At 59.8% G+C, this 20,267-nt stretch carries 32 protein-coding genes and 1 pseudogene; 2 read left to right on the plus strand and 31 right to left on the minus strand.

All coding sequences use genetic code 11. From position 1 onward, the window contains the following. Nucleotides 1-2: 2 nt before the first annotated feature. Complete coding sequence (locus tag RMO95_RS12300; RefSeq protein WP_310450930.1) at nt 3-2,285, minus strand: NADP-dependent malic enzyme; 2,283 nt, start codon at nt 2,283-2,285, stop codon at nt 3-5. Between the two features lie 331 nt (nt 2,286-2,616). Here RMO95_RS12300 and RMO95_RS12305 point away from each other — a divergent pair, with 331 nt between their 5' ends. Beyond that, entirely contained in the window at nt 2,617-4,449 is a 1,833-nt protein-coding gene (locus tag RMO95_RS12305) for a phosphoenolpyruvate carboxykinase (GTP) (RefSeq protein WP_310450931.1), read from the plus strand. A 79-nt stretch (nt 4,450-4,528) separates the two neighbouring features. After that, a complete protein-coding gene (locus RMO95_RS12310; protein ID WP_310450932.1) occupies nt 4,529-5,695 on the plus strand; it encodes a pyridoxal phosphate-dependent aminotransferase in 1,167 nt (388 codons plus the stop codon). 41 nt (nt 5,696-5,736) lie between these two features. Here RMO95_RS12310 and rplQ read toward each other — a convergent pair whose 3' ends face one another. The 30 genes and pseudogenes from rplQ to RMO95_RS12460 all read right to left on the minus strand — a co-directional run. Next, nucleotides 5,737-6,129 carry a 50S ribosomal protein L17 gene (gene rplQ, locus RMO95_RS12315; protein ID WP_310450933.1) on the minus strand — a complete coding sequence of 131 codons (393 nt, stop codon included), beginning with the start codon at nt 6,127-6,129 and terminating at the stop codon, nt 5,737-5,739. 190 nt (nt 6,130-6,319) lie between these two features. Next, nucleotides 6,320-7,303 carry a DNA-directed RNA polymerase subunit alpha gene (locus RMO95_RS12320; RefSeq protein WP_310450934.1) on the minus strand — a complete coding sequence of 328 codons (984 nt, stop codon included), beginning with the start codon at nt 7,301-7,303 and terminating at the stop codon, nt 6,320-6,322. Nucleotides 7,304-7,358: 55 nt separating this feature from the next. Then, nucleotides 7,359-7,988 carry a 30S ribosomal protein S4 gene (gene rpsD / locus RMO95_RS12325; protein ID WP_310450935.1) on the minus strand — a complete coding sequence of 210 codons (630 nt, stop codon included), beginning with the start codon at nt 7,986-7,988 and terminating at the stop codon, nt 7,359-7,361. A gap of 21 nt (nt 7,989-8,009) precedes the next feature. Beyond that, nucleotides 8,010-8,399 carry a 30S ribosomal protein S11 gene (gene rpsK / locus RMO95_RS12330; protein WP_041097093.1) on the minus strand — a complete coding sequence of 130 codons (390 nt, stop codon included), beginning with the start codon at nt 8,397-8,399 and terminating at the stop codon, nt 8,010-8,012. A gap of 15 nt (nt 8,400-8,414) precedes the next feature. Beyond that, complete coding sequence (gene rpsM / locus RMO95_RS12335) at nt 8,415-8,780, minus strand: 30S ribosomal protein S13 (RefSeq protein WP_310450936.1); 366 nt, start codon at nt 8,778-8,780, stop codon at nt 8,415-8,417. Nucleotides 8,781-8,871: 91 nt separating this feature from the next. Further along, nucleotides 8,872-8,985 (minus strand): 50S ribosomal protein L36, encoded by a 114-nt coding sequence (rpmJ, locus tag RMO95_RS12340; protein WP_310450937.1) that lies wholly within the window; start codon nt 8,983-8,985, stop codon nt 8,872-8,874. Between the two features lie 27 nt (nt 8,986-9,012). Further along, a complete protein-coding gene (infA, locus tag RMO95_RS12345) occupies nt 9,013-9,231 on the minus strand; it encodes a translation initiation factor IF-1 (protein ID WP_310450938.1) in 219 nt (72 codons plus the stop codon). A gap of 3 nt (nt 9,232-9,234) precedes the next feature. Next, entirely contained in the window at nt 9,235-10,563 is a 1,329-nt protein-coding gene (gene secY, locus RMO95_RS12350; RefSeq protein ID WP_310450939.1) for a preprotein translocase subunit SecY, read from the minus strand. A gap of 21 nt (nt 10,564-10,584) precedes the next feature. After that, complete coding sequence (gene rplO, locus RMO95_RS12355; protein WP_310450957.1) at nt 10,585-11,031, minus strand: 50S ribosomal protein L15; 447 nt, start codon at nt 11,029-11,031, stop codon at nt 10,585-10,587. Between the two features lie 16 nt (nt 11,032-11,047). Beyond that, nucleotides 11,048-11,230, minus strand: a complete 183-nt coding sequence (gene rpmD, locus RMO95_RS12360) for a 50S ribosomal protein L30 (RefSeq protein ID WP_310450940.1) — start codon at nt 11,228-11,230, stop codon at nt 11,048-11,050. A 3-nt stretch (nt 11,231-11,233) separates the two neighbouring features. Continuing rightward, nucleotides 11,234-11,761 (minus strand): 30S ribosomal protein S5, encoded by a 528-nt coding sequence (rpsE, locus tag RMO95_RS12365; RefSeq protein WP_310450941.1) that lies wholly within the window; start codon nt 11,759-11,761, stop codon nt 11,234-11,236. A gap of 11 nt (nt 11,762-11,772) precedes the next feature. After that, entirely contained in the window at nt 11,773-12,126 is a 354-nt protein-coding gene (gene rplR / locus RMO95_RS12370; protein WP_310450942.1) for a 50S ribosomal protein L18, read from the minus strand. 15 nt (nt 12,127-12,141) lie between these two features. Further along, entirely contained in the window at nt 12,142-12,675 is a 534-nt protein-coding gene (gene rplF, locus RMO95_RS12375) for a 50S ribosomal protein L6 (protein ID WP_310450943.1), read from the minus strand. A 12-nt stretch (nt 12,676-12,687) separates the two neighbouring features. After that, nucleotides 12,688-13,083 (minus strand): 30S ribosomal protein S8, encoded by a 396-nt coding sequence (gene rpsH, locus RMO95_RS12380; protein ID WP_310450944.1) that lies wholly within the window; start codon nt 13,081-13,083, stop codon nt 12,688-12,690. 10 nt (nt 13,084-13,093) lie between these two features. Next, a complete protein-coding gene (rpsN, locus tag RMO95_RS12385) occupies nt 13,094-13,399 on the minus strand; it encodes a 30S ribosomal protein S14 (protein ID WP_310450945.1) in 306 nt (101 codons plus the stop codon). A 7-nt stretch (nt 13,400-13,406) separates the two neighbouring features. Further along, nucleotides 13,407-13,946, minus strand: a complete 540-nt coding sequence (gene rplE / locus RMO95_RS12390) for a 50S ribosomal protein L5 (RefSeq protein WP_310450946.1) — start codon at nt 13,944-13,946, stop codon at nt 13,407-13,409. A gap of 9 nt (nt 13,947-13,955) precedes the next feature. Beyond that, nucleotides 13,956-14,273: a 50S ribosomal protein L24 gene (rplX, locus tag RMO95_RS12395; RefSeq protein ID WP_310450947.1), complete on the minus strand. Its 318-nt coding sequence runs from the start codon at nt 14,271-14,273 to the stop codon at nt 13,956-13,958. A gap of 22 nt (nt 14,274-14,295) precedes the next feature. Next, complete coding sequence (rplN, locus tag RMO95_RS12400; RefSeq protein ID WP_041097068.1) at nt 14,296-14,664, minus strand: 50S ribosomal protein L14; 369 nt, start codon at nt 14,662-14,664, stop codon at nt 14,296-14,298. A 183-nt stretch (nt 14,665-14,847) separates the two neighbouring features. Beyond that, the gene (gene rpsQ / locus RMO95_RS12405; protein WP_310450948.1) at nt 14,848-15,120 is read right to left on the minus strand and encodes a 30S ribosomal protein S17; all 273 of its coding nucleotides are present in this window, start codon (nt 15,118-15,120) and stop codon (nt 14,848-14,850) included. After that, complete coding sequence (gene rpmC / locus RMO95_RS12410; RefSeq protein WP_310450949.1) at nt 15,117-15,311, minus strand: 50S ribosomal protein L29; 195 nt, start codon at nt 15,309-15,311, stop codon at nt 15,117-15,119. Before rpmC ends, rpsQ begins: the two co-directional genes overlap by 4 nt. Before the next feature lie 3 nt (nt 15,312-15,314). Continuing rightward, on the minus strand, nt 15,315-15,728 hold the full coding sequence (gene rplP, locus RMO95_RS12415; RefSeq protein ID WP_310450950.1) for a 50S ribosomal protein L16: 414 nt from the start codon (nt 15,726-15,728) through the stop codon (nt 15,315-15,317). Between the two features lie 3 nt (nt 15,729-15,731). Further along, nucleotides 15,732-16,625, minus strand: a complete 894-nt coding sequence (gene rpsC, locus RMO95_RS12420) for a 30S ribosomal protein S3 (RefSeq protein ID WP_310450951.1) — start codon at nt 16,623-16,625, stop codon at nt 15,732-15,734. Nucleotides 16,626-16,634: 9 nt separating this feature from the next. Continuing rightward, nucleotides 16,635-16,964: a 50S ribosomal protein L22 gene (gene rplV, locus RMO95_RS12425; RefSeq protein WP_294988014.1), complete on the minus strand. Its 330-nt coding sequence runs from the start codon at nt 16,962-16,964 to the stop codon at nt 16,635-16,637. Between the two features lie 9 nt (nt 16,965-16,973). Next, nucleotides 16,974-17,255 carry a 30S ribosomal protein S19 gene (gene rpsS / locus RMO95_RS12430; protein WP_041097057.1) on the minus strand — a complete coding sequence of 94 codons (282 nt, stop codon included), beginning with the start codon at nt 17,253-17,255 and terminating at the stop codon, nt 16,974-16,976. A gap of 3 nt (nt 17,256-17,258) precedes the next feature. Next, complete coding sequence (gene rplB / locus RMO95_RS12435; RefSeq protein ID WP_310450952.1) at nt 17,259-18,092, minus strand: 50S ribosomal protein L2; 834 nt, start codon at nt 18,090-18,092, stop codon at nt 17,259-17,261. Continuing rightward, nucleotides 18,093-18,407: a 50S ribosomal protein L23 gene (gene rplW / locus RMO95_RS12440; protein ID WP_310450953.1), complete on the minus strand. Its 315-nt coding sequence runs from the start codon at nt 18,405-18,407 to the stop codon at nt 18,093-18,095. Beyond that, a complete protein-coding gene (gene rplD, locus RMO95_RS12445) occupies nt 18,404-19,030 on the minus strand; it encodes a 50S ribosomal protein L4 (protein WP_310450954.1) in 627 nt (208 codons plus the stop codon). The genes rplW and rplD overlap by 4 nt, the downstream gene beginning before the upstream one ends. 11 nt (nt 19,031-19,041) lie before the next feature. Then, nucleotides 19,042-19,686, minus strand: a complete 645-nt coding sequence (gene rplC / locus RMO95_RS12450; protein WP_310450955.1) for a 50S ribosomal protein L3 — start codon at nt 19,684-19,686, stop codon at nt 19,042-19,044. Between the two features lie 110 nt (nt 19,687-19,796). Next, nucleotides 19,797-20,108 (minus strand): 30S ribosomal protein S10, encoded by a 312-nt coding sequence (rpsJ, locus tag RMO95_RS12455; protein ID WP_294988002.1) that lies wholly within the window; start codon nt 20,106-20,108, stop codon nt 19,797-19,799. A 79-nt stretch (nt 20,109-20,187) separates the two neighbouring features. Next, nucleotides 20,188-20,267 (minus strand): annotated as a pseudogene (locus tag RMO95_RS12460) (elongation factor Tu); the annotation flags it as partial.

Genomic DNA, 20,267 nt, shown 5'->3' on the forward strand with positions numbered 1-20,267 from the left:
GATCAAGCGCCACTCCTGGCCTGCTGCTGCGCCTCCACCGACAACAAGGCAGTGACGTTGACTATGCGTCGCACCGTTGCGGTCGGCGTCAGGATGTGCACCGGACGCGCCGCACCGAGCAGCAGCGGCCCCACGGTCAGCCCGTCGCCGGCCGAGGTCTTGATCAGGTTGAACGAAATGTTGGCGGCATCGAGCGTCGGCATGATCAGCAGGTTGGCCTGGCCCTTCAGCGTCGAATCGGGAAATACCTGCTGCCGGATACTCTCCGACAGTGCCGCGTCGCCATGCATCTCGCCATCGACTTCCAGTTGCGGCGCGATGTTGCGCAGGATCTCCAGGGCGCGGCGCATCTTGATCGCGGTCGGCGTGTCCTCGGTGCCGAAACTCGAATGCGAGAGCAGTGCGACCTTGGGCGCCAGGCCGAAGCGGGCCACCTCGTCCGCCGCCAGCAGGGTCATCTCGGCGAGCTGCTCGGCGGTCGGATCGTAATTGACATAGGTATCACCGATGAACAGCGTGCGGCGCGGCAGCACCAGCATGTTCATCGCATAGAAATGCTCGATCCCGGGCTTCAACCCGATCACCGTCTCGACGTAGCGCAAGTGCAGCGAATGCTTGCCGAAAGTGCCGCACAACATCGCATCGGCATAGTTGTGCCGCACCAGCATGGCACCGATCAGCGTGGTGCGCCGCCTCATCTCGCGCTTGGCGTACTCGGCGCTGACGCCGCGGCGCGACATCAGGCCGTGGTAGTCCTGCCAGAGTTCCTTGTAGCGCGGATCGGAATCCGGGCTGACCAGTTCGAAATGCTCGCCGGCGCGAATGCGCAGGCCGTGACGGGCGATGCTCTTGTCCACCACTTCGGGACGTCCGATCAGGATCGGCAGGGCCAGGCCTTCGTCGCATACCGTCTGCACGGCACGCAACACGCGTTCGTCCTCGCCTTCGCAGAAAACCACGCGGGCCGGCTTCTTCTTGGCGGCGATGAACACCGGGCGCATCAGCAGCCCGGTGGAATAGACAAAGTCGTTCAGTTGCTGGGCATACACGTCCATGTCGGCAATCGGCCGCGTGGCGACGCCGGAATCCATTGCCGCCTGCGCCACCGCCGGCGCCACCTTGATGATCAGGCGGGGATCGAACGGCTTCGGAATCAGGTATTCGGGGCCGAAGGAAAGCTCCTCCGTGCCGTAGGCGGCCGTCACCACCTCCGACTGCTCGGCATGCGCAAGTTCGGCAATCGCCCTCACGGCGGCGACTTTCATCGCCTCGTTGATGGTCGTTGCGCCGACGTCGAGCGCGCCGCGGAACATGTAGGGAAAACACAGGACGTTATTCACCTGGTTCGGATAGTCCGAACGGCCGGTGCCGATGATGGCGTCGGGGCGCACGGCCTTGGCTTCTTCCGGACGGATTTCCGGGTCGGGATTGGCCATCGCCAGGATCAGCGGATCGCGCGCCATGGTCTTGACCATCTCCGGTTTCAGCACACCCGCCGCCGACAGGCCGAGGAAAATGTCGGCGCCGATTATCGCATCGCCCAACGAACGCGCTTCGGTCGCCTGGGCATAACGCGCCTTGGATGGGTCAAGCCCTTCGCGTCCGGTGTGGATCACGCCCTTGCTATCGACCGCGAACACGTTCTTCGGCTCGAGGCCGAGGCTCACCAGCAGGTCGAGGCAGGCAATCGCCGCCGCCCCGGCGCCCGAGCAGACCAGCTTGACCTGGGCGAGATCCTTGCCGACCACCCGCATGCCGTTCAGCACCGCGGCGCTGGCAATGATCGCTGTACCGTGCTGGTCGTCGTGGAACACCGGGATCTTCATCCGTTCGCGTAGCTTGGCTTCGACATAGAAGCACTCGGGTGCCTTGATGTCTTCGAGGTTGATGCCGCCGAAGGTCGGCTCCAGCGAGGCGATGATGTCCACCAGTTTGTCCGGATCGTTCTCGGCAACTTCGATGTCGAATACATCGACACCGGCAAACTTCTTGAACAGCACCCCTTTGCCTTCCATCACGGGCTTGCCCGCCAGCGGCCCGATATTGCCCAGGCCTAGAACCGCCGTGCCATTGGTGATGACCGCCACCAGATTGGCGCGCGAGGTGTACAAGGCCGCCGTGGAGGGGTCGCGCACGATCTCGTCGCAGGCGGCGGCGACGCCAGGGGAGTAGGCCAGCGACAAATCGGCCTGACCGGTCAGCGCCTTGGTCGGGGTAACAGCGATCTTGCCGGGTTTGGGGTTGCGGTGATATTCCAGCGCCGCTGCGCGGATACGTTCGTCCATGAAAACCATCTCCTGTTAGCGTCGGCCTCAATTGTAGCGCCGTGCCGCCAGCATCAACTTTGTGACAAACCGGAAGTTTCCCGGCGCATTTCCCCAAAGTGGCCGGCAAGCAGGTCTCCATTCCCGGTCATTGCTGTCCGCACGAGGAGGACAGCAGCTGTCGACCTGCCGCGTGCGGCATTCGATTGTGGGATAATTTGCGTTTATGTCAGCTCCGCGATCGGGCCACCCCGCCCTCCGTTGCGGACAGCCGGAAGCCTTGTCGATCCCTACCCGCCGATCGCCCGGCAGGCCGGCGCGACTTCAATTCCATAGTGGAGATTCTCGCGTCATGAACCAGCCCAAACTGTTCCAAGCCCCGGCCTACGTCAAACACGCCCGTCTGGTCGCCTGGGTTGCCGAAGTTGCCGCACTGACCGAACCCGATTACATCGTCTGGTGCGACGGCTCGCGGGAAGAATCCGATCGACTCTTCGAACAGATGATCGCGACCGGCAGCGTCATTCGACTCAACCCGGCCAAACGCAAGAACTCCTTTCTCGTCCAGTCCGACCCATCCGACGTCGCCCGCGTCGAAGACCGCACCTACGTCTGCACCTCGGACCCGGAAGATGCGGGCCCCAACAACAACTGGGAACATCCGGACCAGATGAAGGAAACCCTGCGCGGCCTGTTCAAGGGCTGCATGCGCGGGCGCACAATGTACGTGGTCCCCTTCTCGATGGGCCCGATCGGCTCGCCGATCGCCCACATCGGCATCGAGCTTTCCGACAGCCCTTATGTAGTGGTCAATATGCGCATCATGACGCGCATGGGCCGTGCGGTACTCGATCAGCTCGGCAGCGATGGCGTTTTCGTGCCCTGCCTGCACAGCGTGGGTCATCCGCTGGAGCCCGGCCAGGCCGACGTCAAATGGCCATGCAACAAAACCAAGTACATCAGCCATTTTCCGGAGACCCGCGAGATCTGGTCCTTCGGCTCCGGCTACGGCGGCAATGCGCTGCTGGGCAAGAAATGCTTTGCGTTGCGCATCGCCTCGACCATGGCGCGCGACGAAGGCTGGCTGGCCGAGCACATGCTGATTCTCGGCGTCGAATCCCCGGAAGGTGAAAAGTCCTATGTCGCGGCGGCCTTTCCGTCGGCCTGCGGCAAGACCAACTTCGCCATGCTGATTCCGCCCGAGAGCCTCGGCGGCTGGAAAGTCACCACCGTCGGTGACGACATCGCCTGGATCAAGCCGGGGCAGGACGGCCGTCTTTACGCCATCAATCCGGAGGCCGGCTTTTTCGGCGTCGCCCCCGGTACCAGCGAAAAAACCAATTTCAACGCCATGGCGACGCTGAAGGAAAACATCATTTTCACCAACGTCGCCCTAACCGACGACGGCGATGTCTGGTGGGAAGGCATGAGCAAGGAGCCGCCCGCGCACTGCATCGACTGGCAGGGCCAGGACTGGACGCCGCAGATCGGCAAGGAGACCGGGCGCAAGGCCGCCCACCCCAATTCACGCTTCACCGCGCCGGCCAGCCAGTGTCCTTCGATCGACCCGGACTGGGAGAATCCCGCCGGCGTGCCGATCTCGGCCTTCATCTTCGGCGGCCGCCGCTCGACCACGGTGCCGCTGGTGTTCGAAGCCTTCAACTGGAACTACGGCGTCTATATGGCGGCCACGCTTGGTTCGGAAACCACAGCCGCCGCTGCCGGCGCCCAGGGCATCGTGCGCCGCGACCCGTTTGCCATGCTGCCGTTCTGCGGTTACCACATGGGTGACTACTTCAACCACTGGCTGCGCGTCGGGCACCAGATCGAGCACGCGCCGCGCATCTTTACCGTCAATTGGTTCCGTCAGGATGCCGAGGGCAACTTCATGTGGCCGGGCTTCGGCGAGAACATGCGCGTCCTCAAGTGGGTGGTCGGCCGCTGCTCCGGCCGGGCCGACGCCCGGCAAACCGCACTCGGCTGGATGCCGCGCTTCGAGGACCTGGACTGGAGCGGCAGCGAGGAAGTCAGCAAGGCGCAGTTCGAGCAACTCACCGCCGTGGACACCGCCGCCTGGCGCGAAGAACTCAAGCTGCACGCCGAATGGTTCGACAAGCTGAAGAGCCGCTTGCCGCGCTCGCTGACCCTCAAGCGCGAGCTGTTCGAATTGGCGTTGGTGGATTAAGAGTAGGCGCTGGCGGTACGCCGAACCACGAATCGGCCGCCCTGCTTCGCGCAAGGCGGCCGTTTTTTTGGAGATCCGAGTGAACATCGCGGCACGCATGGCGCAGATCGCGCCGTTTCATGTCATGGAGCTGATGGCGCGCGCTGCGGCGCTGGAAGCCGCGGGTCGTTCGATCATTCACCTGGAGGTGGGCGAACCCGACTTTGCCACGGCCGATCCGATCCTCGAAGCCGCCCAGCGCTTCCTCGCCGGCGGTCACGTGCACTACACGGCGGCCCTCGGCCTGACCCCGTTGCGCGAAGCGATCAGCGGCTTCTATCACGCGCGCTACGGCCTGGACATTTCGCCGGCGCGGATTGTGGTGACGGCGGGCGCCTCCGGGGCACTGCTGCTGGCGCTCGGCGTGCTGGTGAATCCCGGCGACCAATGGCTGCTGCCGGACCCCGGCTATCCCTGCAACCGCAACTTCCTGCGCCTGCTCGAAGGCAGGCCGGTATCGCTCGCCGTCGAGGCGGCAGCGAACTACCAGCCGACGGTGGAGCAGGTTGCGACCTCATGGACCGGGCAGACACGCGGTTTGCTGGTGGCCTCGCCAGCCAATCCGACCGGAACCCTGCTCGATGCAGCGACCCTGGCATCCCTGGCCAATACCGTCGCGGTCCGCGGTGGCACGCTGCTGGTCGATGAAATCTATCATGGTCTGACTTATGGAGCAGATGCAGAATCGGCGCTGGCGATCAGCGACGAGGTGTTTGTCATCAACAGCTTTTCCAAGTACTTCGGCATGACCGGTTGGCGCCTGGGCTGGCTGGTTGCACCGCAACGCCATGTGCGCGAGATCGAAAAGCTGGCGCAAAACCTCTACATCGCGCCATCGACCGTGGCCCAGCATGCGGCGCTGGCCGCTTTCGACCCTGACACGATGGCCATCCTCGAAGCCCGGCGCCACGAGTTCGCCTTGCGGCGGGACGTCCTTCTGCCCGGTCTGCGCCAGCTCGGGTTCAAAATCGCCGCCGAACCGCATGGCGCATTCTATGTATATGCCGACTGCAGCGCCCTGGCCGCCGACAGCGACGACCTTGCCGGGCAACTGCTTACCGAAGCGGGCGTGGCCGCGACGCCGGGCCTGGACTTCGGTCGCAACGCGCCACAACACCACATGCGCTTTGCCTATACAGTCGATCGGGGCCTGATCGAGCAAGGCCTCGCCCGCATCGCGGGGTTTCTGGATTCGCGGAGGCAATAAAAAAGCCGGGCATCACCCGGCTTTTTTTGCATCGCTCTGGCTTATTCGGCTACAGGAGCCTCGGCAGTGTCGCCCGCCGGACGGTCGAGCAGCTCGACGTAGGCCATCGGTGCATTATCGCCGACGCGGAAGCCCATCTTGAGGATGCGCAGATAGCCGCCGTTGCGGGCAGCGTAGCGAGGGCCGAGCTCGTCGAACAGCTTGCCGACGATTTCGCGATCGCGCGTGCGATCGAACGCCAGGCGCCGATTGGCCAGGCTCGGTTTCTTGCCCAGCGTGATCAGGGGCTCGACCACGCGGCGCAATTCCTTGGCCTTGGGCAGGGTGGTCTTGATGGCCTCGTGGCGCAACAGGGAAACTGCCATATTGCGCAGCATTGCCTGGCGGTGCGCCGAGGTGCGATTGAGTTTGCGAAGTCCGTTACCGTGACGCATTTTGATGTCCTCGTTTTTTGCGGCCACCGCGCAATGCAAGTGGCCGGTTAATGGTTATCGAGAGTTTGTGAATCAGTGCAGCAAATACAACAATGAATCAGATGCAGCAACCGGGCCGAAGCCCGGTCTTGAAACCATCAGGCGAGCTTTTAGTTACGACTAACCAAAGGTAAGTCCACTGAACGCTAGCTTAGGCGAGCTTTTCCAGCCCGGCCGGCGGCCAGCTTTCGAGCTTCATGCCCAGGGTCAGGCCGCGCGAAGCCAGGACTTCCTTGATTTCGTTGAGCGACTTGCGACCCAGGTTCGGGGTCTTGAGCAACTCGGTTTCGGTACGCTGAATCAGGTCGCCGATGTAATAGATGTTCTCGGCCTTGAGGCAGTTGGCGGAACGGACCGTCAGTTCCAGATCATCCACCGGGCGCACCAGAACCGGATCGACCGAGGTCTGCTTCGGCGCTTCTGCGGACATCGGCGTGCCTTCGAGATCGGCGAACACCGACAGCTGTTCCATCAGGATTCGGGCTGCGGTACGCACCGCTTCCTCGGCATTGTCGATCGCGCCGTTGGTTTCGATATCGAGAATCAACTTGTCGAGGTCGGTGCGCTGTTCGACACGGGCCGACTCGACCGAATAGCTGACGCGACGCACCGGGCTGAACGAGGCGTCGAGCATGATCTGGCCGATGGCGCGGTTCTCGCGGGCGATTTCGCGCTGATTGGCCGGCACGTAGCCGCGGCCGGATTCGACGCGGATCTGCATGTTGAGCTTGCCGCCGGGAGCGATGTGGGCGATGACATGATCCGGGTTGACGATTTCGACGTCATGGGTGGTTTCGATGTCGCGCGCCGTTACCACGCCCTCGCCATCGCGGGAAAGCGTGAGGGTGGCTTCGCGGCGATTGTGCATCTTCAGCACCACGCCCTTCAGGTTCAACAGAACGTCAACCACGTCCTCGCGCACGCCGTCCAGCGTCGAATACTCGTGGAGCACGCCTTCGATCGATACTTCGGTCGGGGCCACGCCTTCCATAGAGGACAGCAGGATGCGGCGCAGGGCGTTGCCCAGCGTGTGGCCATAGCCGCGTTCAAACGGCTCCATGACCACGCGGGCATGCACCGGCGAAAGCTGCTGGACATCGATACTGCGGGGTTTCAGAAGTGTGTGCATGTGCATTCCTTCAAATGGACGACGCCTGGCGTCCGAAGGACGCCAGGCGCATAACTACTTATTAACGCGAATACAGTTCGACGACCAGACCCTCGTTGATCGAGGGCGGCAGATCTTCGCGTGCCGGATAGGATTTGAACACACCCTTGCCAGCCTTGACATCCACCTCGATCCATGCCGGGAAACCACGTGACTCGGCAGCTTCCAGCGCGGCTTTGGTGCGCAAATGGCCGCGGGTGCTGTCGAGCAACTGGATGACGTCTCCAGGACGCACGTTGTAGGACGGGATGTTTACGGGCTTGCCGTTGATCAGCACGCCGTTGTGGCGCACGACCTGCCGCGCTTCGGCGCGTGACACGCCAAAACCCATGCGATAGGCAACGGTGTCGAGGCGAGCTTCGAGCAGCTTCAGCAGGTTCTCGCCAGTCTGTCCCTTCTTGGCTTCAGCCTCGCCGAACACCTTGCGGAACTGTCGTTCGAGAACGCCATAAATGCGACGAATTTTTTGCTTTTCGCGCAGTTGCGTACCGTAACCGGACAAGCGCTGCCCGGACTTTTGGCCGTGCTGGCCGGGCGCGTAGGCACGGCGCTCGACGGAACATTTGTCAGTGAAGCACTTCTCGCCTTTGAGGAACAGCTTTTCGCCCTCGCGGCGGCACTGGCGGCACTTGGCATCTAGGTTGCGGGCCATTGGTGTCGTATCCTTATTGCCTTAGATGCGGCGGCGCTTGGGCGGCCGGCATCCATTGTGGGGAATCGGGGTAATGTCGGTGATGCTGGTGATCTTCATGCCAAGCGCATTAAGCGCCCGAACCGCAGATTCGCGTCCCGGGCCGGGGCCCTTGATGCGAACTTCCAGGTTTTTGACGCCACACTCCTGCGCTGCCTTGCCGGCAGCTTCGGCAGCGATCTGCGCGGCAAACGGAGTGGACTTGCGCGAACCCTTAAAGCCGGCACCGCCGGACGTGGCCCACGACAGCGCGTTGCCCTGGCGATCGGTGATGGTGATGATGGTGTTATTGAAGGAAGCGTGAACGTGCGCAATGCCTTCGGCGACGTTCTTCTTGACCTTCTTGCGAACTTTGGTTGCGGTCTTAGCCATGTAATGGTTCCTGGTTTACTTCTTGCCCATCGAAATTGCCTTGCGCGGTCCCTTGCGGGTCCGTGCGTTGGTACGGGTGCGCTGTCCGCGCACGGGCAGGCCGCGCCGATGACGCACGCCACGATAGCAGCCAAGATCCATGAGGCGCTTGATATTCATCGTCGTTTCGCGGCGCAAATCGCCTTCGACGGTGAATCTGCCTACCTCTTCACGCAGGCGATCCATTTCGCTGTCGGTGAGTTCCTTGATCTTTGCCGAACGCTTGACGCCAACCGCGTCACAGATTTTCCGTGCGCGGGTGCGGCCAATGCCATAGATCGCGGTGAGAGCAATCTCCGCGTGCTGGTGATTCGGGATGTTGACGCCTGCTATACGAGCCATGTGCTTACCTGTTCGTCGCCGCTGATGCGGTTATTGGTGGGCTAGCTGAAAAACGCGAAACCGTAGATTATATCTGATCAGAATCGCTCTATCAACCCTGACGCTGCTTGTGCCGCGGGTCGGTACAGATGATCCTGACCACACCCTTGCGGCGAATGACTTTGCAATTGCGACAGATACGTTTGACCGAAGCCAGAACTTTCATTGGATTTCTCCGGAAATTATTGCCAAACTACTTGGCGCGAAACACGATACGGCCCTTGGAAAGGTCGTAGGGCGTGAGCTGCACGGTGACCTTATCGCCGGGAAGAATACGAATGTAGTGCATGCGCATCTTGCCGGAGATATGGCCCAGGACCACATGCCCGTTCTCGAGCTTGATTCGGAACGTGGCATTCGGGAGGTTTTCGACAATCTCTCCCTGCATTTCAATGACGTCTTCTTTCGACATGGTTCAGCGAGCCGGGAAACCCGCCCCCTTGAAATTGGCCTTCTTCAGAAGACTTTCGTACTGGTGCGACATGACATAGGCCTGCACCTGAGACATGAAGTCCATCGTCACCACAACAATAATCAAGAGACTGGTACCCCCAAAATAAAACGGCACGTTCCACTTCAGGATCAGGAATTCGGGCAACAGGCAAACCACCGTGATGTAGATCGCGCCGGCCAGCGTCAGACGGGTAAGAATCTTGTCGATGTAGCGGGCCGTCTGGTCGCCCGGACGAATGCCGGGAACGAATGCGCCGCTCTTCTTCAGGTTGTCCGCCGTCTCCTTGGAATTGAAGACCAGGGCGGTGTAGAAGAAGCAGAAAAATACGATTGCCGTCGCATACAGCATCACGTAAATCGGCTGCCCCGGCGACAGCGTTGCCGCGATGTCCTTGAGCCAGGTCATGCCCTCGCCGGACCCGAACCAGCCTGCCGCCGTGGCCGGGAACAGAATGATCGAGGACGCAAAGATCGGCGGAATCACGCCTGACATATTGAGCTTCAAAGGCAGATGCGAACTCTGTCCGCCGTACACCTTGTTGCCGACCTGGCGCTTGGCATAGTTCACCAGAATCTTGCGTTGGCCCTTTTCCACGAACACCACGAAGCCGGTGACCAGAACCACAAGGACGCAAATGAACAACGCCGAAATTGCATGCATCGCCCCGGTACGGACCAGTTCGAAGAGCCCGCCCAACGCGCTCGGCAAGCCGGCAACGATGCCCGCAAAAATGATGATCGAGATGCCGTTGCCCAAGCCGCGCTCGGTGATCTGCTCGCCCAGCCACATCAGGAACATCGTTCCGGTCAGCAATGTCAGGACGGTCACGAAGCGGAACATGAGGCCCGGATCGAGGACCAGTCCGGCCTGCGATTCAAGGGCGACGGCCATGCCCAAGCCCTGGAACAGCGCCAAGGCCACGGTTCCGTAACGGGTGTATTGGGTGATCTTGCGTCGTCCTGCCTCGCCTTCCTTCTTCAGCGCCTCGAGCGAGGGCACCGCGATCGTCATCAACTGCATGATGATCGATGAGGAGATATAGGGCATGATGCCCAGCGCGAAAAGCGTAAAGCGGGACAGCGCGCCCCCGGAAAATAGGTTGAAAACGCCAAGAATGCCGCCCTGCTGGCCCTGGAACAACTCGGCCAGTTTTACCGGATCGATGCCCGGCACTGGAATATGGGCCCCAATTCGGTAAACCACCAGCGCACCCAGCAGGAACCAGAGTCGGCGCCAGAGGTCGCCGAATTTTCCGGTCTTGCCGAGAGCTGCTGCCTGGGGAGTTGCCACTGAGTCCGTCCTCGTCCGCTATCAGGCTGCTGCTATATCGGCGACAGAGCCGCCAGCCGCTTCGATCGCAGCACGCGCACCCTTGGTCGCACCGACACCCTTCAGCGCAATCTTGCGGTTCAGTTTGCCCGACAGAATGACTTTCGCTGACAAGGCGTCGCCTGCGATCACGCCGGCCTGCTTCAGCACCAGCAGATCCACTTCTTCGACCGGCAACTTGTCCAGCTCGGACAGGCGCACTTCAACATTGCGGCTAGCCGTCAGGGAAACGAATCCACGCTTCGGCAAACGCCTTTGCAGCGGCATCTGACCGCCCTCGAAGCCTACCTTGTGGAAACCACCGGCACGCGACTTCTGCCCTTTGTGTCCGCGGCCGGCGGTTTTGCCGAGTCCGCTGCCGATACCGCGCCCGACACGCTTCGCGGCGTGCTTGGAGCCGGCGCCCGGCTTCAGATTGTTAAGTTCCATGCTCATCGATATCCCCTCAGCCTTCGCACTTCAGCAGATAGGCCACTTTGCGGATCATGCCCCGCACTGCGGGCGTATCCTCGAGTTGAGCCGAACTATTCAGCTTTTTCAGGCCCAGGCCGCGAACCGTCGCACGATGATCCTGCTTCGTACCGATCACACTCTTTACCAGCGTGACCTTGATTGTTTTGTCAGCCATGGTTCACTCCAGAATTTCGGCTATGGCCTTGCCGCGTTTCGCAGCGATCTCGGCCGGGGTGCTCATCGCCAACAAGCCGTGCAGCGTTGCGCGCACCACGTTGTAGGGATTGGTCGAGCCGATGGTCTTGGCGACCACGTCGGTCACGCCCATCACCTCGAACACGGCGCGCATCGGGCCGCCAGCAATGACGCCGGTACCGGGAGACGCGGGGGACATCAGCACCGTGGTAGCGCCATGCTTACCCTTAACTGTGTGATGCAGGGTGCCGTCCTTTAGGCTGATTTTGGACATTTTGCGCCGAGCCTCTTCCATCGCCTTTTGGACGGCGACCGGAACTTCGCGGGATTTGCCCTTGCCCATGCCGATGCCGCCATCGCCGTCACCTACCACGGTCAGCGCGGCAAAACCGAGAATTCGGCCGCCCTTCACCACCTTGGTAACGCGGTTGATGGACACCATCTTTTCGCGCATGCCATCGTCGCGCTCTTCCTGGACCTGCTGCTGTTTCCTGCCTTGCGGTTTAGCCATGTCCGTCTCGCTTAGAACTTGAGACCGCCCTCTCGGGCGGCTTCAGCCAGCGCCTTGACGCGGCCGTGGTAATGAAAACCGGAGCGGTCGAACGCAACCTGCTCGATGCCGGCCGCTTTGGCCCGCTCGGCGATGAGTTTGCCAACCGTTTTGGCGGCATTGACGTTGCCGCCGTTCGGGACCTGGCTCCGCACTTCCGGCTCCATGGTCGAAGCAGCAGCGAGTACGCGGGTGCCGCAGTCCGAAAAAATCTGGGCAGAGATATGCAAGTTACTGCGATGCACCGCGAGGCGCACCACCTTGAGCTCCGCAATTTTGGCGCGGGTTTTGCGCGCCCTGCGCAGACGAGCCTGTTTCTTTTCCATGATTCAGCGCCTCGATTATTTCTTCTTGGTTTCCTTGATGACAACCACTTCGTCCGAATACCGGACACCCTTGCCCTTATAGGGCTCCGGAGACCGGTAGGCGCGGACTTCAGCGGCTACCTGACCAACCACTTGCTTGTCGATCCCCTTGATCAGGATCTCAGTCTGGGTCGGCGTTTCAACCTTGATGCCGTTTGGCATGTCATGCACCACCGGGTGCGAAAAGCCGAGCGTAAGATTCAGCTTGGCCCCCTGTGCCTGGGCACGATAGCCGACGCCCACCAAATTCAACTTCTTTTCAAAACCCTTGGTTACGCCGATAACCATATTGTTGAGCAGCGCGCGCATGGTACCCGACATGGCACCCGCGTTGGGCGCCCCATCAACGGCGCGACAGAGCAGTTGCTCGCCATTCCTCTCGACTTTCACAGCCGGCAACATGAACTGCTTCAGCGTGCCCAGCGGTCCTTTGATCGCGACCTCGGTATCGGAGAGCATCACTTCGACGCCCTTGGGTACATCAACCGGATATTTTGCAATACGTGACATGGTAGCGGCTCCTTAGGCGACGATGCAGAGAACTTCGCCGCCCATATTGCCCGCCCGCGCACGGCGGTCGGTCATCACACCCTTAGGCGTGGAGACGATGGCAACACCCAGTCCGTTCATGACGCGAGGCAGATCATCCTTGCCCTTATAGACACGCAGGCCCGGCTTGGAAACGCGTTCAATCCGCTCTATCACCGGACGCCCGGCATAGTACTTGAGGGCAACATCGAGTTCGGGCTTGGCGCCATTCTCACGAATCGCGAAATCATCAATATAGCCTTCATCCTTCAGCACCTTGGCAATAGCCACCTTTAGCTTGGAAGACGGCATGGAAACGGACACCTTCTCCGCCATCTGCGCGTTGCGGATGCGGGTCAACATGTCAGCAACTGGATCGGTCATGCTCATATCGCTCTCCTTACCAGCTCGCCTTGGTCATGCCGGGCACTTCGCCGCGCATGGCAATCTCGCGCAGTTTGTTACGACACAGACCGAACTTGCGGAACACACCGCGCGGACGCCCGGTCAGTGCGCAACGATTGCGCTGACGGGACGGACTCGCGTTGCGGGGCAACTGCTGGAGCTTCAGTCGCGCATCCATGCGCTCCTCATCCGACAGCTTGACGTTGTTGATTACGGCAAAAAGTTCGGCGCGCTTGGCGGCATACTTCGCCACCGTCTTGGCGCGCTTTTCTTCGCGGTTAATTAGAGCTAGTTTCGCCATACGTCCCTCAGTTCTTGAAGGGGAACTTAAATGCGGCGAGAAGCGCCTTCGCTTCTTCGTCGTTCTTCGCGGTGGTGGTAATGCTGATATTCATGCCACGCAACGCATCGATCTTGTCGTACTCAATTTCAGGGAAAATAATCTGTTCCTTGACCCCGACGTTGTAGTTGCCACGCCCATCAAAACCTTTGCCGGAAATTCCGCGGAAATCGCGGATGCGCGGCATTGCGATCGTGACCAGGCGGTCAAGAAACTCGTACATGTGATTTCCGCGCAGCGTGAGCATGCAGCCGATCGGATAACCTTCACGAATCTTGAAGCCGGCGATTGCCTTGCGCGCCTTGGTAACCACCGGCTTTTGACCGGCAATCTTTGTCATATCGGCAACAGCGTGATCAAGCACCTTCTTGTCACCGACCGCCTCACCCACACCCATATTCAGGGTGATCTTGGTAATGCGCGGAACTTCCATAATCGACTTGTAACCGAACTTCTGGAGCAGTTCGGGAACGACCGTTTGTTTGTAGTATTCCTGCAAGCGCGCCATGACTGATCCTTACGCGTCAACAACTTCGCCGTTCGACTTGAACACCCGGACTTTGCGACCGTCGTCGAGCAGCTTGAAACCAACGCGATCCGCTTTCTGGGTGGCAGGATTGAACAGCGCCACATTGGAAATATTGATCGGCATTTCTTTCTCGATAATGCCGCCCTGATTACCCTTGAGCGGGTTAGGCTTGGTGTGCTTCTTGACGCGATTGATGCCTTCAACCAGCAGGCGGTCAGCATCGAGGCTATTCAATACGACGCCTCGCTTACCCTTGTCCTTGCCTGTGATAACGACAACGTCGTCACCTTTACGAATCTTATTCATGATCGAGTCCTCGATTGCCGGTTCAAAGAACCTCGGGAGCCAGCGAGACTATCTTCATAAATCGCTCGGTACGCAGCTCGCGCGTCACCGGGCCGAAGATGCGCGTGCCGATCGGTTCCAACTTGTTGTTCAGCAATACCGCTGCGTTGCCGTCAAACTTGATGAGCGAGCCGTCCGAACGACGCACACCCTTGGCGGTACGCACCACTACTGCGCTATAGACTTCACCTTTTTTTACACGACCACGCGGTGCGGCATCCTTGATGCTGACCTTGATGACATCACCAATGCCGGCATAACGGCGCTTGGAACCACCAAGCACCTTGATGCACATGACCGAACGCGCGCCCGTGTTATCGGCGACATCCAGCAGAGACTGCATTTGAATCATTTTTTCATCTCCAACTTAATCCGCGTTTGAGTTAACTCTCGCGATCAGTCTTGGAGCCCGCTAGGGGCTGGAATGCCGGGCAGAGAATACCCCGGCGGAGCAAAGAGGCGAGATTTTACATCCCGCCACCATCTTGTCAACTAATATTTTCGCTTTGCCGAATGTTTCGCAGCAAAGTCGCAATCAGACCACTCGTGCCTTCTCGACAACCTTGGCGACACGCCATGCCTTGGTCTTGGAGATTGGGGAACATTCCTCAATCTGGACCAAGTCCCCGGCTACAGTCTCCAAACCTTCAACGTGTGCGTGATATTTCTTTGAACGCGTCATGATTTTGCCGATAACAGGATGCTTGACCTTGCGCTCAACCAACACCGTCACGGTCTTCTGCATTTTGTCCGACACAACACGCCCCTGGAGGGTACGTCGCACGGTTTGAGTCGTCGCATCCGTCATTTTGCTGCCGCCTTCTCACGCTGAATGGTTTTGATGCGCGCGATGTCCTTGCGCACCTTGCCGACCTGGCTGGTATTGGTCAGCTGTTGTGTAGCCACCTGCATGCGAAGTCCGAATTGCGCCTTGCGCAACTCCAAAAGCTCCTTTTGCAGATCCTCGACGTTTTTTGCTCTCAGCTCGCTTGTTTTCATGACTTATCCCAAATGGCGGGTAACGAAGGTAGTTTCAAGCGGAAGCTTGGCGGCTGCAAGGCGGAAAGCCTCTCGCGCCAACGTCTCGTCAACACCGTCCATTTCGTAAAGGACTTTGCCCGGCTGAATCTCGGCGACCCAATATTCCGGAGAGCCCTTACCGTTACCCATACGAACTTCCAGCGGCTTCTTCGAAATCGGCTTGTCCGGAAAAATGCGGATCCAGATTCGACCACCGCGTTTGATATGACGGGTCATGGCACGGCGAGCAGCTTCGATCTGACGGGCAGTTAGGCGACCGCGACCGATGGCCTTTAGGCCGAACTCGCCAAAGCTCACCTTGGCACCCCTGGTGGCGAGCCCGGTATTGCGACCCTTTTGTTCCTTGCGATATTTTCTGCGGGCAGGTTGCAGCATGTTTTACTCCTTGCCTTCTTTCGCTGCGCTATCAACACCCTCGGCCGTGGCCGGGGCTGCCTTGCGCACGCGCTTGACAGGTGCCTTGGGCGCTGCAGCAACGGCTTCCGGCTTGGTTTCGGGCTTAATTTCCTCGGCCTTTTTTGCGGGGGCACGGCGTGCTGCGGGTCTGGCGTCCGCCTCACCCTCGCGCGGGCGTCCGGGACTGCGACGGGGCTTGCGCTGGTCATCAACAGCGGGCTCGGGGGCTGCCAGCAAGGCTTCGCTGCGTGACAGAATCTCGCCCTTGAACACCCAGACCTTGATCCCGATGATGCCGTAGGTGGTCTTTGCCTCGGAAGTACCGTAGTCGATGTCGGCACGCAAGGTATGCAAGGGCACGCGGCCTTCGCGATACCATTCCCTGCGGGCGATCTCGGCGCCGTTCAGACGACCCGAACTCATGATCTTGATACCCTGAGCGCCTAGGCGCATGGCGTTCTGCATCGCACGCTTCATAGCGCGACGGAACATGATGCGCTTTTCAAGTTGCTGGGCAATCGAGTCGGCAATCAGTTGAGCATCAATTTCCGGCTTGCGGATTTCTTCGATGTTGACATGCACAGGCACGCCCATTTTGCGCTGGAGTTCAGCCTTCAGGTGCTCGATGTCCTCGCCCTTCTTGCCGATAACAACCCCAGGCCGGGCGCTGTAGACGGTAACCCGCGCGTTCTTGGCCGGGCGCTCAATCACCACACGACCAACAGACGCATGCGCCAATTTTTTCTTCAAATAATCACGGACTTCAATATCTTCCTTGAGCATTTGCGGGAAGGTCTTGCTGCTGGCGTACCAGCGGGAAGTCCAGTTGCGTGTGACCGAAAGCCGAAAACCGGTCGGATGAATCTTTTGTCCCATGTGTCCCCCTTAATCGCCAACGGTCACGAAGATGTGACAAGTCGGCTTGAGGATGCGGTTGCCGCGTCCCTTGGCTCGCGCCGTAAAGCGCTTGAGCACCGTGCCCTTTTCCACATAGATACGCGTAATCTTCAATGCATCGATGTCTGCGCCATCATTGTGCTCTGCGTTGGCAATCGCCGACTCGAGCACCTTTTTGATGATGCCGGCACCCTTCTTGGGCGAAAATGCCAGAATACTGAGCGCCTGATCTACCGGCTTGCCGCGCACCAGGTCGGCAACAAGCCGGCCTTTTTGGGCAGAAAGTCGGACACCGCGCAAGTTTGCGTTGGTTTCCATCGTCGCTCCTTACTTCTTCGCAGCGGCTTTCTTGCCGCCCGTGTGGCCCTTGAAAGTTCGCGTCAGCGCGAACTCGCCAAGCTTATGGCCAACCATGTTTTCCGACACATAGACCGGGATGTGCTGCTTGCCGTTATGCACGGCAATGGTCAATCCCACGAAGTCGGGAAGAATAGTCGAACGGCGTGACCATGTCTTGATCGGGCGCTTGTCGTTAGAGGCGCGCGCTGCATCCACCCGCTTGAGCAGGTGAGCGTCGATGAACGGGCCCTTCTTGATAGAACGTGCCATGTCTTACCTCTTACCTTTCGGCCTGCGTTGGACAATCATGACGTCCGTGCGCTTGTTGTTGCGAGTGCGATAGCCCTTGGTCGGCTGGCCCCACGGGCTAACGGGAACGCGTCCCTCGCCAGTGCGTCCTTCACCACCGCCATGCGGGTGATCAACCGGGTTCATCGCCACACCGCGAACGGTCGGCCGAACCCCACGCCAACGCATCGCACCGGCCTTGCCGATCTTGCGCAGACTGTGTTCTTCGTTGCCAACCTCGCCGATCGTGGCACGGCACTCGACGTGGATGCGACGGATTTCGCCGGAACGCAGCCGAACCTGGGCGTAGGTGCCTTCACGGGCCAGAAGTTGGGCCGACGTGCCGGCGGAACGGGCAATCTGCGCGCCCTTGCCAGGCATCATCTCGACGCAATGAATGGTGGTACCAACCGGAATGCTGCGAATCGGCAGGGTATTGCCCGGCTTGATCGGAGCTTCGGGACCGCTGAGCACCGGCTGACCAACGACCATCCCCTTGGTGGCGATGATGTAGCGGCGTTCGCCGTCGGCATAAAGCACCAGAGCGATATTCGCGGAACGATTCGGATCGTACTGAAGGTTTTCCACCTTGCCCGGAATTCCATCCTTGTCACGGCGAAAATCGATAACCCGATAAAGCTTCTTGTGGCCGCCACCCATATGCCGCGTGGTGATATGGCCATGCGCATTGCGACCAGCAGTCCTGGTCTTCGACTCAACCAGCTTGTCGTGCGGGCGCCCCTTATGCAGGTTCGGGTTGACAACCTTGACGACACCACGGCGACCCGGCGAGGTCGGCTTGACTTTTACGAGAGCCATTTAAGCAGCCCCCCCTTCCGCGAAATTGATTTCCTGACCGGGCTTGAGGCAGACAAATGCCTTTCGGATGTCGCTGCGGCGGCCAATGTTGCGGCCGGCGCGCTTGATCTTGCCCTTCAGGTTGGCGATCTGAACCGATTTGACCTCGACCTTGAACAACATTTCGACGGCCGCCTTGACTTCAGGCTTGGTCGCGTCGGGAGTCACGATGAACACGACCTGCTCGTTCTTGTCGGCAATGTAGGTAGCCTTTTCGGAAATTTGCGGGGCCACCAGCACTTGCAGCAAACGTTCCGGATTGAAGTTCTTGCTCATGCCAGCATCTCCTCGATCTTGGCCACGGCGCCCTTGGTGAAAATCACCTTGGGAAAACGCACCAGGGATACCGGATCAGCCTGCTGCGCTTCCAGCACCAGCACATTCGGCAAGTTGCGCGAAGCCAGCACCAGATTGTCATCCAGGCTGTCGGTCACCAGCAGCACAGAGTCCAAGCCCAGTCCCATGTCCTTGAGCTTTTGTGCAAACAGGCGGGTCTTCGGCGCCTCCATGGTGAAATCGTCAATCACCACCAGCCTGTCTTCTCGGGCCAGTTGGGACAGGATCGCTGCCAGACCGGCGCGATACATCTTGCGATTGACCTTCTGGGTGAAGTTTTCTTCGGGTGTGTTCGGAAAGATCCGACCGCCGCCACGCCAAATAGGCGAGGAAGTCATACCAGCACGAGCTCGACCGGTACCCTTCTGGCGAAACGGTTTCTTGGTGCTGTGATGCACCTCTTCGCGGTCCTTCTGCTTGCGATTGCCGGCGCGGGCGTTTGCCTGATAGGCGACCACCACCTGATGCACCAGCGCTTCGTTGAATTCGCGGCCAAACAGCGCATCAGACGCCGTCATGGTTGCCGCGGCTTGGCCCTGGGCGTTAATTAGTTTGAGTTCCATGTCATCCCCGCTCAGTTGGATGCCTTGACGGCCGGAGCGACGACCACATCGCCCCCTTTGGCGCCAGGCACCGCACCCCTGACCAGCAGGAGTTGGCGCGCCTCGTCGATGCGAACCACTTCGAGATTCTGCGTCGTACGCGCGACATCGCCGAGATGCCCCGCCATGCGCTTGCCGGGAAACACACGGCCCGGATCCTGCGCCATGCCGATCGATCCCGCCGAATTGTGCGACAAGGAATTGCCGTGCGAAGCGCGATTCGACGAAAAATGGTGGCGGGTGATTGCACCAGCAAAACCTTTGCCGATTGAGGTGCCGCTCACGTCAACTTTCTGTCCGACGCTGAAAATGCTTGCCGCGATCACGTCACCCGGCTTGAATCCGGCGAGCTGATCCGGTGCAACGCGGAATTCCCTCAGAACTTCACCGGCTTCGACGCCGGCCTTGGCGAGATGTCCCGCCGCGGGTTTGCTGACCCGACTTGCGCGACGCTTGCCAAAGGTCACCTGAACGGCGGCATAACCATCCACCTCAGGTGTCTTGATTTGTGTGACGCGATTATTCGACACATCGAGCACCGTCACCGGAATGGAAGAACCATCCTCAGCGAAGACGCGCGTCATGCCAACCTTGCGTCCAACAAGGCCTAGACTCATTTTATTCTCCTAAACCCCAGCTACGATTGGCCGGGCCCACTTTCAAAAATCAGCGACAAATGTCACCGCGACAGACTCCGAAAAAGTCGGAGCCCCTGCTACTGAACAAATTATTGCAACTTGATCTCGACATCCACGCCAGCGGGCAAATCCAGCTTCATCAGCGCGTCGACCGTCTTGTCGGTCGGATCGATGATGTCCATCAGGCGCAAATGGGTGCGAATCTCGAATTGGTCCCGCGAAGTCTTGTTGACGTGCGGCGACCGCAATACGTCGAAGCGTTCAATACGCGTCGGCAGCGGCACCGGGCCGCGCACGACAGCGCCAGTGCGCTTCGCCGTTTCTACGATTTCAAGCGCCGACTGATCAATCAAGCGATAGTCGAATGCCTTGAGGCGGATGCGTATCTTCTGGCTTTGCATTACAAATCCTTAAAGAGCGAGGTCGCAAATCGCGAAAGGGCGAGATTTTATCGCCCTTTTCGCTGTATTGCAACAATAGTTATTCGATGACCTTGGCGACGACACCGGCGCCGACGGTACGACCGCCTTCACGGATGGCGAAACGCAGACCCTCTTCCA

The sequence above is a fragment of the Sulfuritalea sp. genome (assembly GCF_031426875.1).
Classification (GTDB): Bacteria; Pseudomonadota; Gammaproteobacteria; order Burkholderiales; family Rhodocyclaceae; genus Sulfuritalea.

Coding starts and splice junctions, on each gene's coding strand:
- RMO95_RS12300 (WP_310450930.1), bottom strand. CDS start 2,285: ATGGACGAACGTATCCGCGCAGCGGCGCTGGAATATCACCGCAACCCC.
- RMO95_RS12305 (WP_310450931.1), top strand. CDS start 2,617: ATGAACCAGCCCAAACTGTTCCAAGCCCCGGCCTACGTCAAACACGCC.
- rplQ (WP_310450933.1), bottom strand. CDS start 6,129: ATGCGTCACGGTAACGGACTTCGCAAACTCAATCGCACCTCGGCGCAC.
- RMO95_RS12320 (WP_310450934.1), bottom strand. CDS start 7,303: ATGCACATGCACACACTTCTGAAACCCCGCAGTATCGATGTCCAGCAG.
- rpsD (WP_310450935.1), bottom strand. CDS start 7,988: ATGGCCCGCAACCTAGATGCCAAGTGCCGCCAGTGCCGCCGCGAGGGC.
- rpsK (WP_041097093.1), bottom strand. CDS start 8,399: ATGGCTAAGACCGCAACCAAAGTTCGCAAGAAGGTCAAGAAGAACGTC.
- rpsM (WP_310450936.1), bottom strand. CDS start 8,780: ATGGCTCGTATAGCAGGCGTCAACATCCCGAATCACCAGCACGCGGAG.
- rpmJ (WP_310450937.1), bottom strand. CDS start 8,985: ATGAAAGTTCTGGCTTCGGTCAAACGTATCTGTCGCAATTGCAAAGTC.
- infA (WP_310450938.1), bottom strand. CDS start 9,231: ATGTCGAAAGAAGACGTCATTGAAATGCAGGGAGAGATTGTCGAAAAC.
- rplO (WP_310450957.1), bottom strand. CDS start 11,031: ATGGAACTTAACAATCTGAAGCCGGGCGCCGGCTCCAAGCACGCCGCG.
- rpmD (WP_310450940.1), bottom strand. CDS start 11,230: ATGGCTGACAAAACAATCAAGGTCACGCTGGTAAAGAGTGTGATCGGT.
- rpsE (WP_310450941.1), bottom strand. CDS start 11,761: ATGGCTAAACCGCAAGGCAGGAAACAGCAGCAGGTCCAGGAAGAGCGC.
- rplR (WP_310450942.1), bottom strand. CDS start 12,126: ATGGAAAAGAAACAGGCTCGTCTGCGCAGGGCGCGCAAAACCCGCGCC.
- rplF (WP_310450943.1), bottom strand. CDS start 12,675: ATGTCACGTATTGCAAAATATCCGGTTGATGTACCCAAGGGCGTCGAA.
- rpsH (WP_310450944.1), bottom strand. CDS start 13,083: ATGAGCATGACCGATCCAGTTGCTGACATGTTGACCCGCATCCGCAAC.
- rpsN (WP_310450945.1), bottom strand. CDS start 13,399: ATGGCGAAACTAGCTCTAATTAACCGCGAAGAAAAGCGCGCCAAGACG.
- rplE (WP_310450946.1), bottom strand. CDS start 13,946: ATGGCGCGCTTGCAGGAATACTACAAACAAACGGTCGTTCCCGAACTG.
- rplX (WP_310450947.1), bottom strand. CDS start 14,273: ATGAATAAGATTCGTAAAGGTGACGACGTTGTCGTTATCACAGGCAAG.
- rplN (WP_041097068.1), bottom strand. CDS start 14,664: ATGATTCAAATGCAGTCTCTGCTGGATGTCGCCGATAACACGGGCGCG.
- rpsQ (WP_310450948.1), bottom strand. CDS start 15,120: ATGACGGATGCGACGACTCAAACCGTGCGACGTACCCTCCAGGGGCGT.
- rpmC (WP_310450949.1), bottom strand. CDS start 15,311: ATGAAAACAAGCGAGCTGAGAGCAAAAAACGTCGAGGATCTGCAAAAG.
- rplP (WP_310450950.1), bottom strand. CDS start 15,728: ATGCTGCAACCTGCCCGCAGAAAATATCGCAAGGAACAAAAGGGTCGC.
- rpsC (WP_310450951.1), bottom strand. CDS start 16,625: ATGGGACAAAAGATTCATCCGACCGGTTTTCGGCTTTCGGTCACACGC.
- rplV (WP_294988014.1), bottom strand. CDS start 16,964: ATGGAAACCAACGCAAACTTGCGCGGTGTCCGACTTTCTGCCCAAAAA.
- rpsS (WP_041097057.1), bottom strand. CDS start 17,255: ATGGCACGTTCTATCAAGAAGGGCCCGTTCATCGACGCTCACCTGCTC.
- rplB (WP_310450952.1), bottom strand. CDS start 18,092: ATGGCTCTCGTAAAAGTCAAGCCGACCTCGCCGGGTCGCCGTGGTGTC.
- rplW (WP_310450953.1), bottom strand. CDS start 18,407: ATGAGCAAGAACTTCAATCCGGAACGTTTGCTGCAAGTGCTGGTGGCC.
- rplD (WP_310450954.1), bottom strand. CDS start 19,030: ATGGAACTCAAACTAATTAACGCCCAGGGCCAAGCCGCGGCAACCATG.
- rplC (WP_310450955.1), bottom strand. CDS start 19,686: ATGAGTCTAGGCCTTGTTGGACGCAAGGTTGGCATGACGCGCGTCTTC.
- rpsJ (WP_294988002.1), bottom strand. CDS start 20,108: ATGCAAAGCCAGAAGATACGCATCCGCCTCAAGGCATTCGACTATCGC.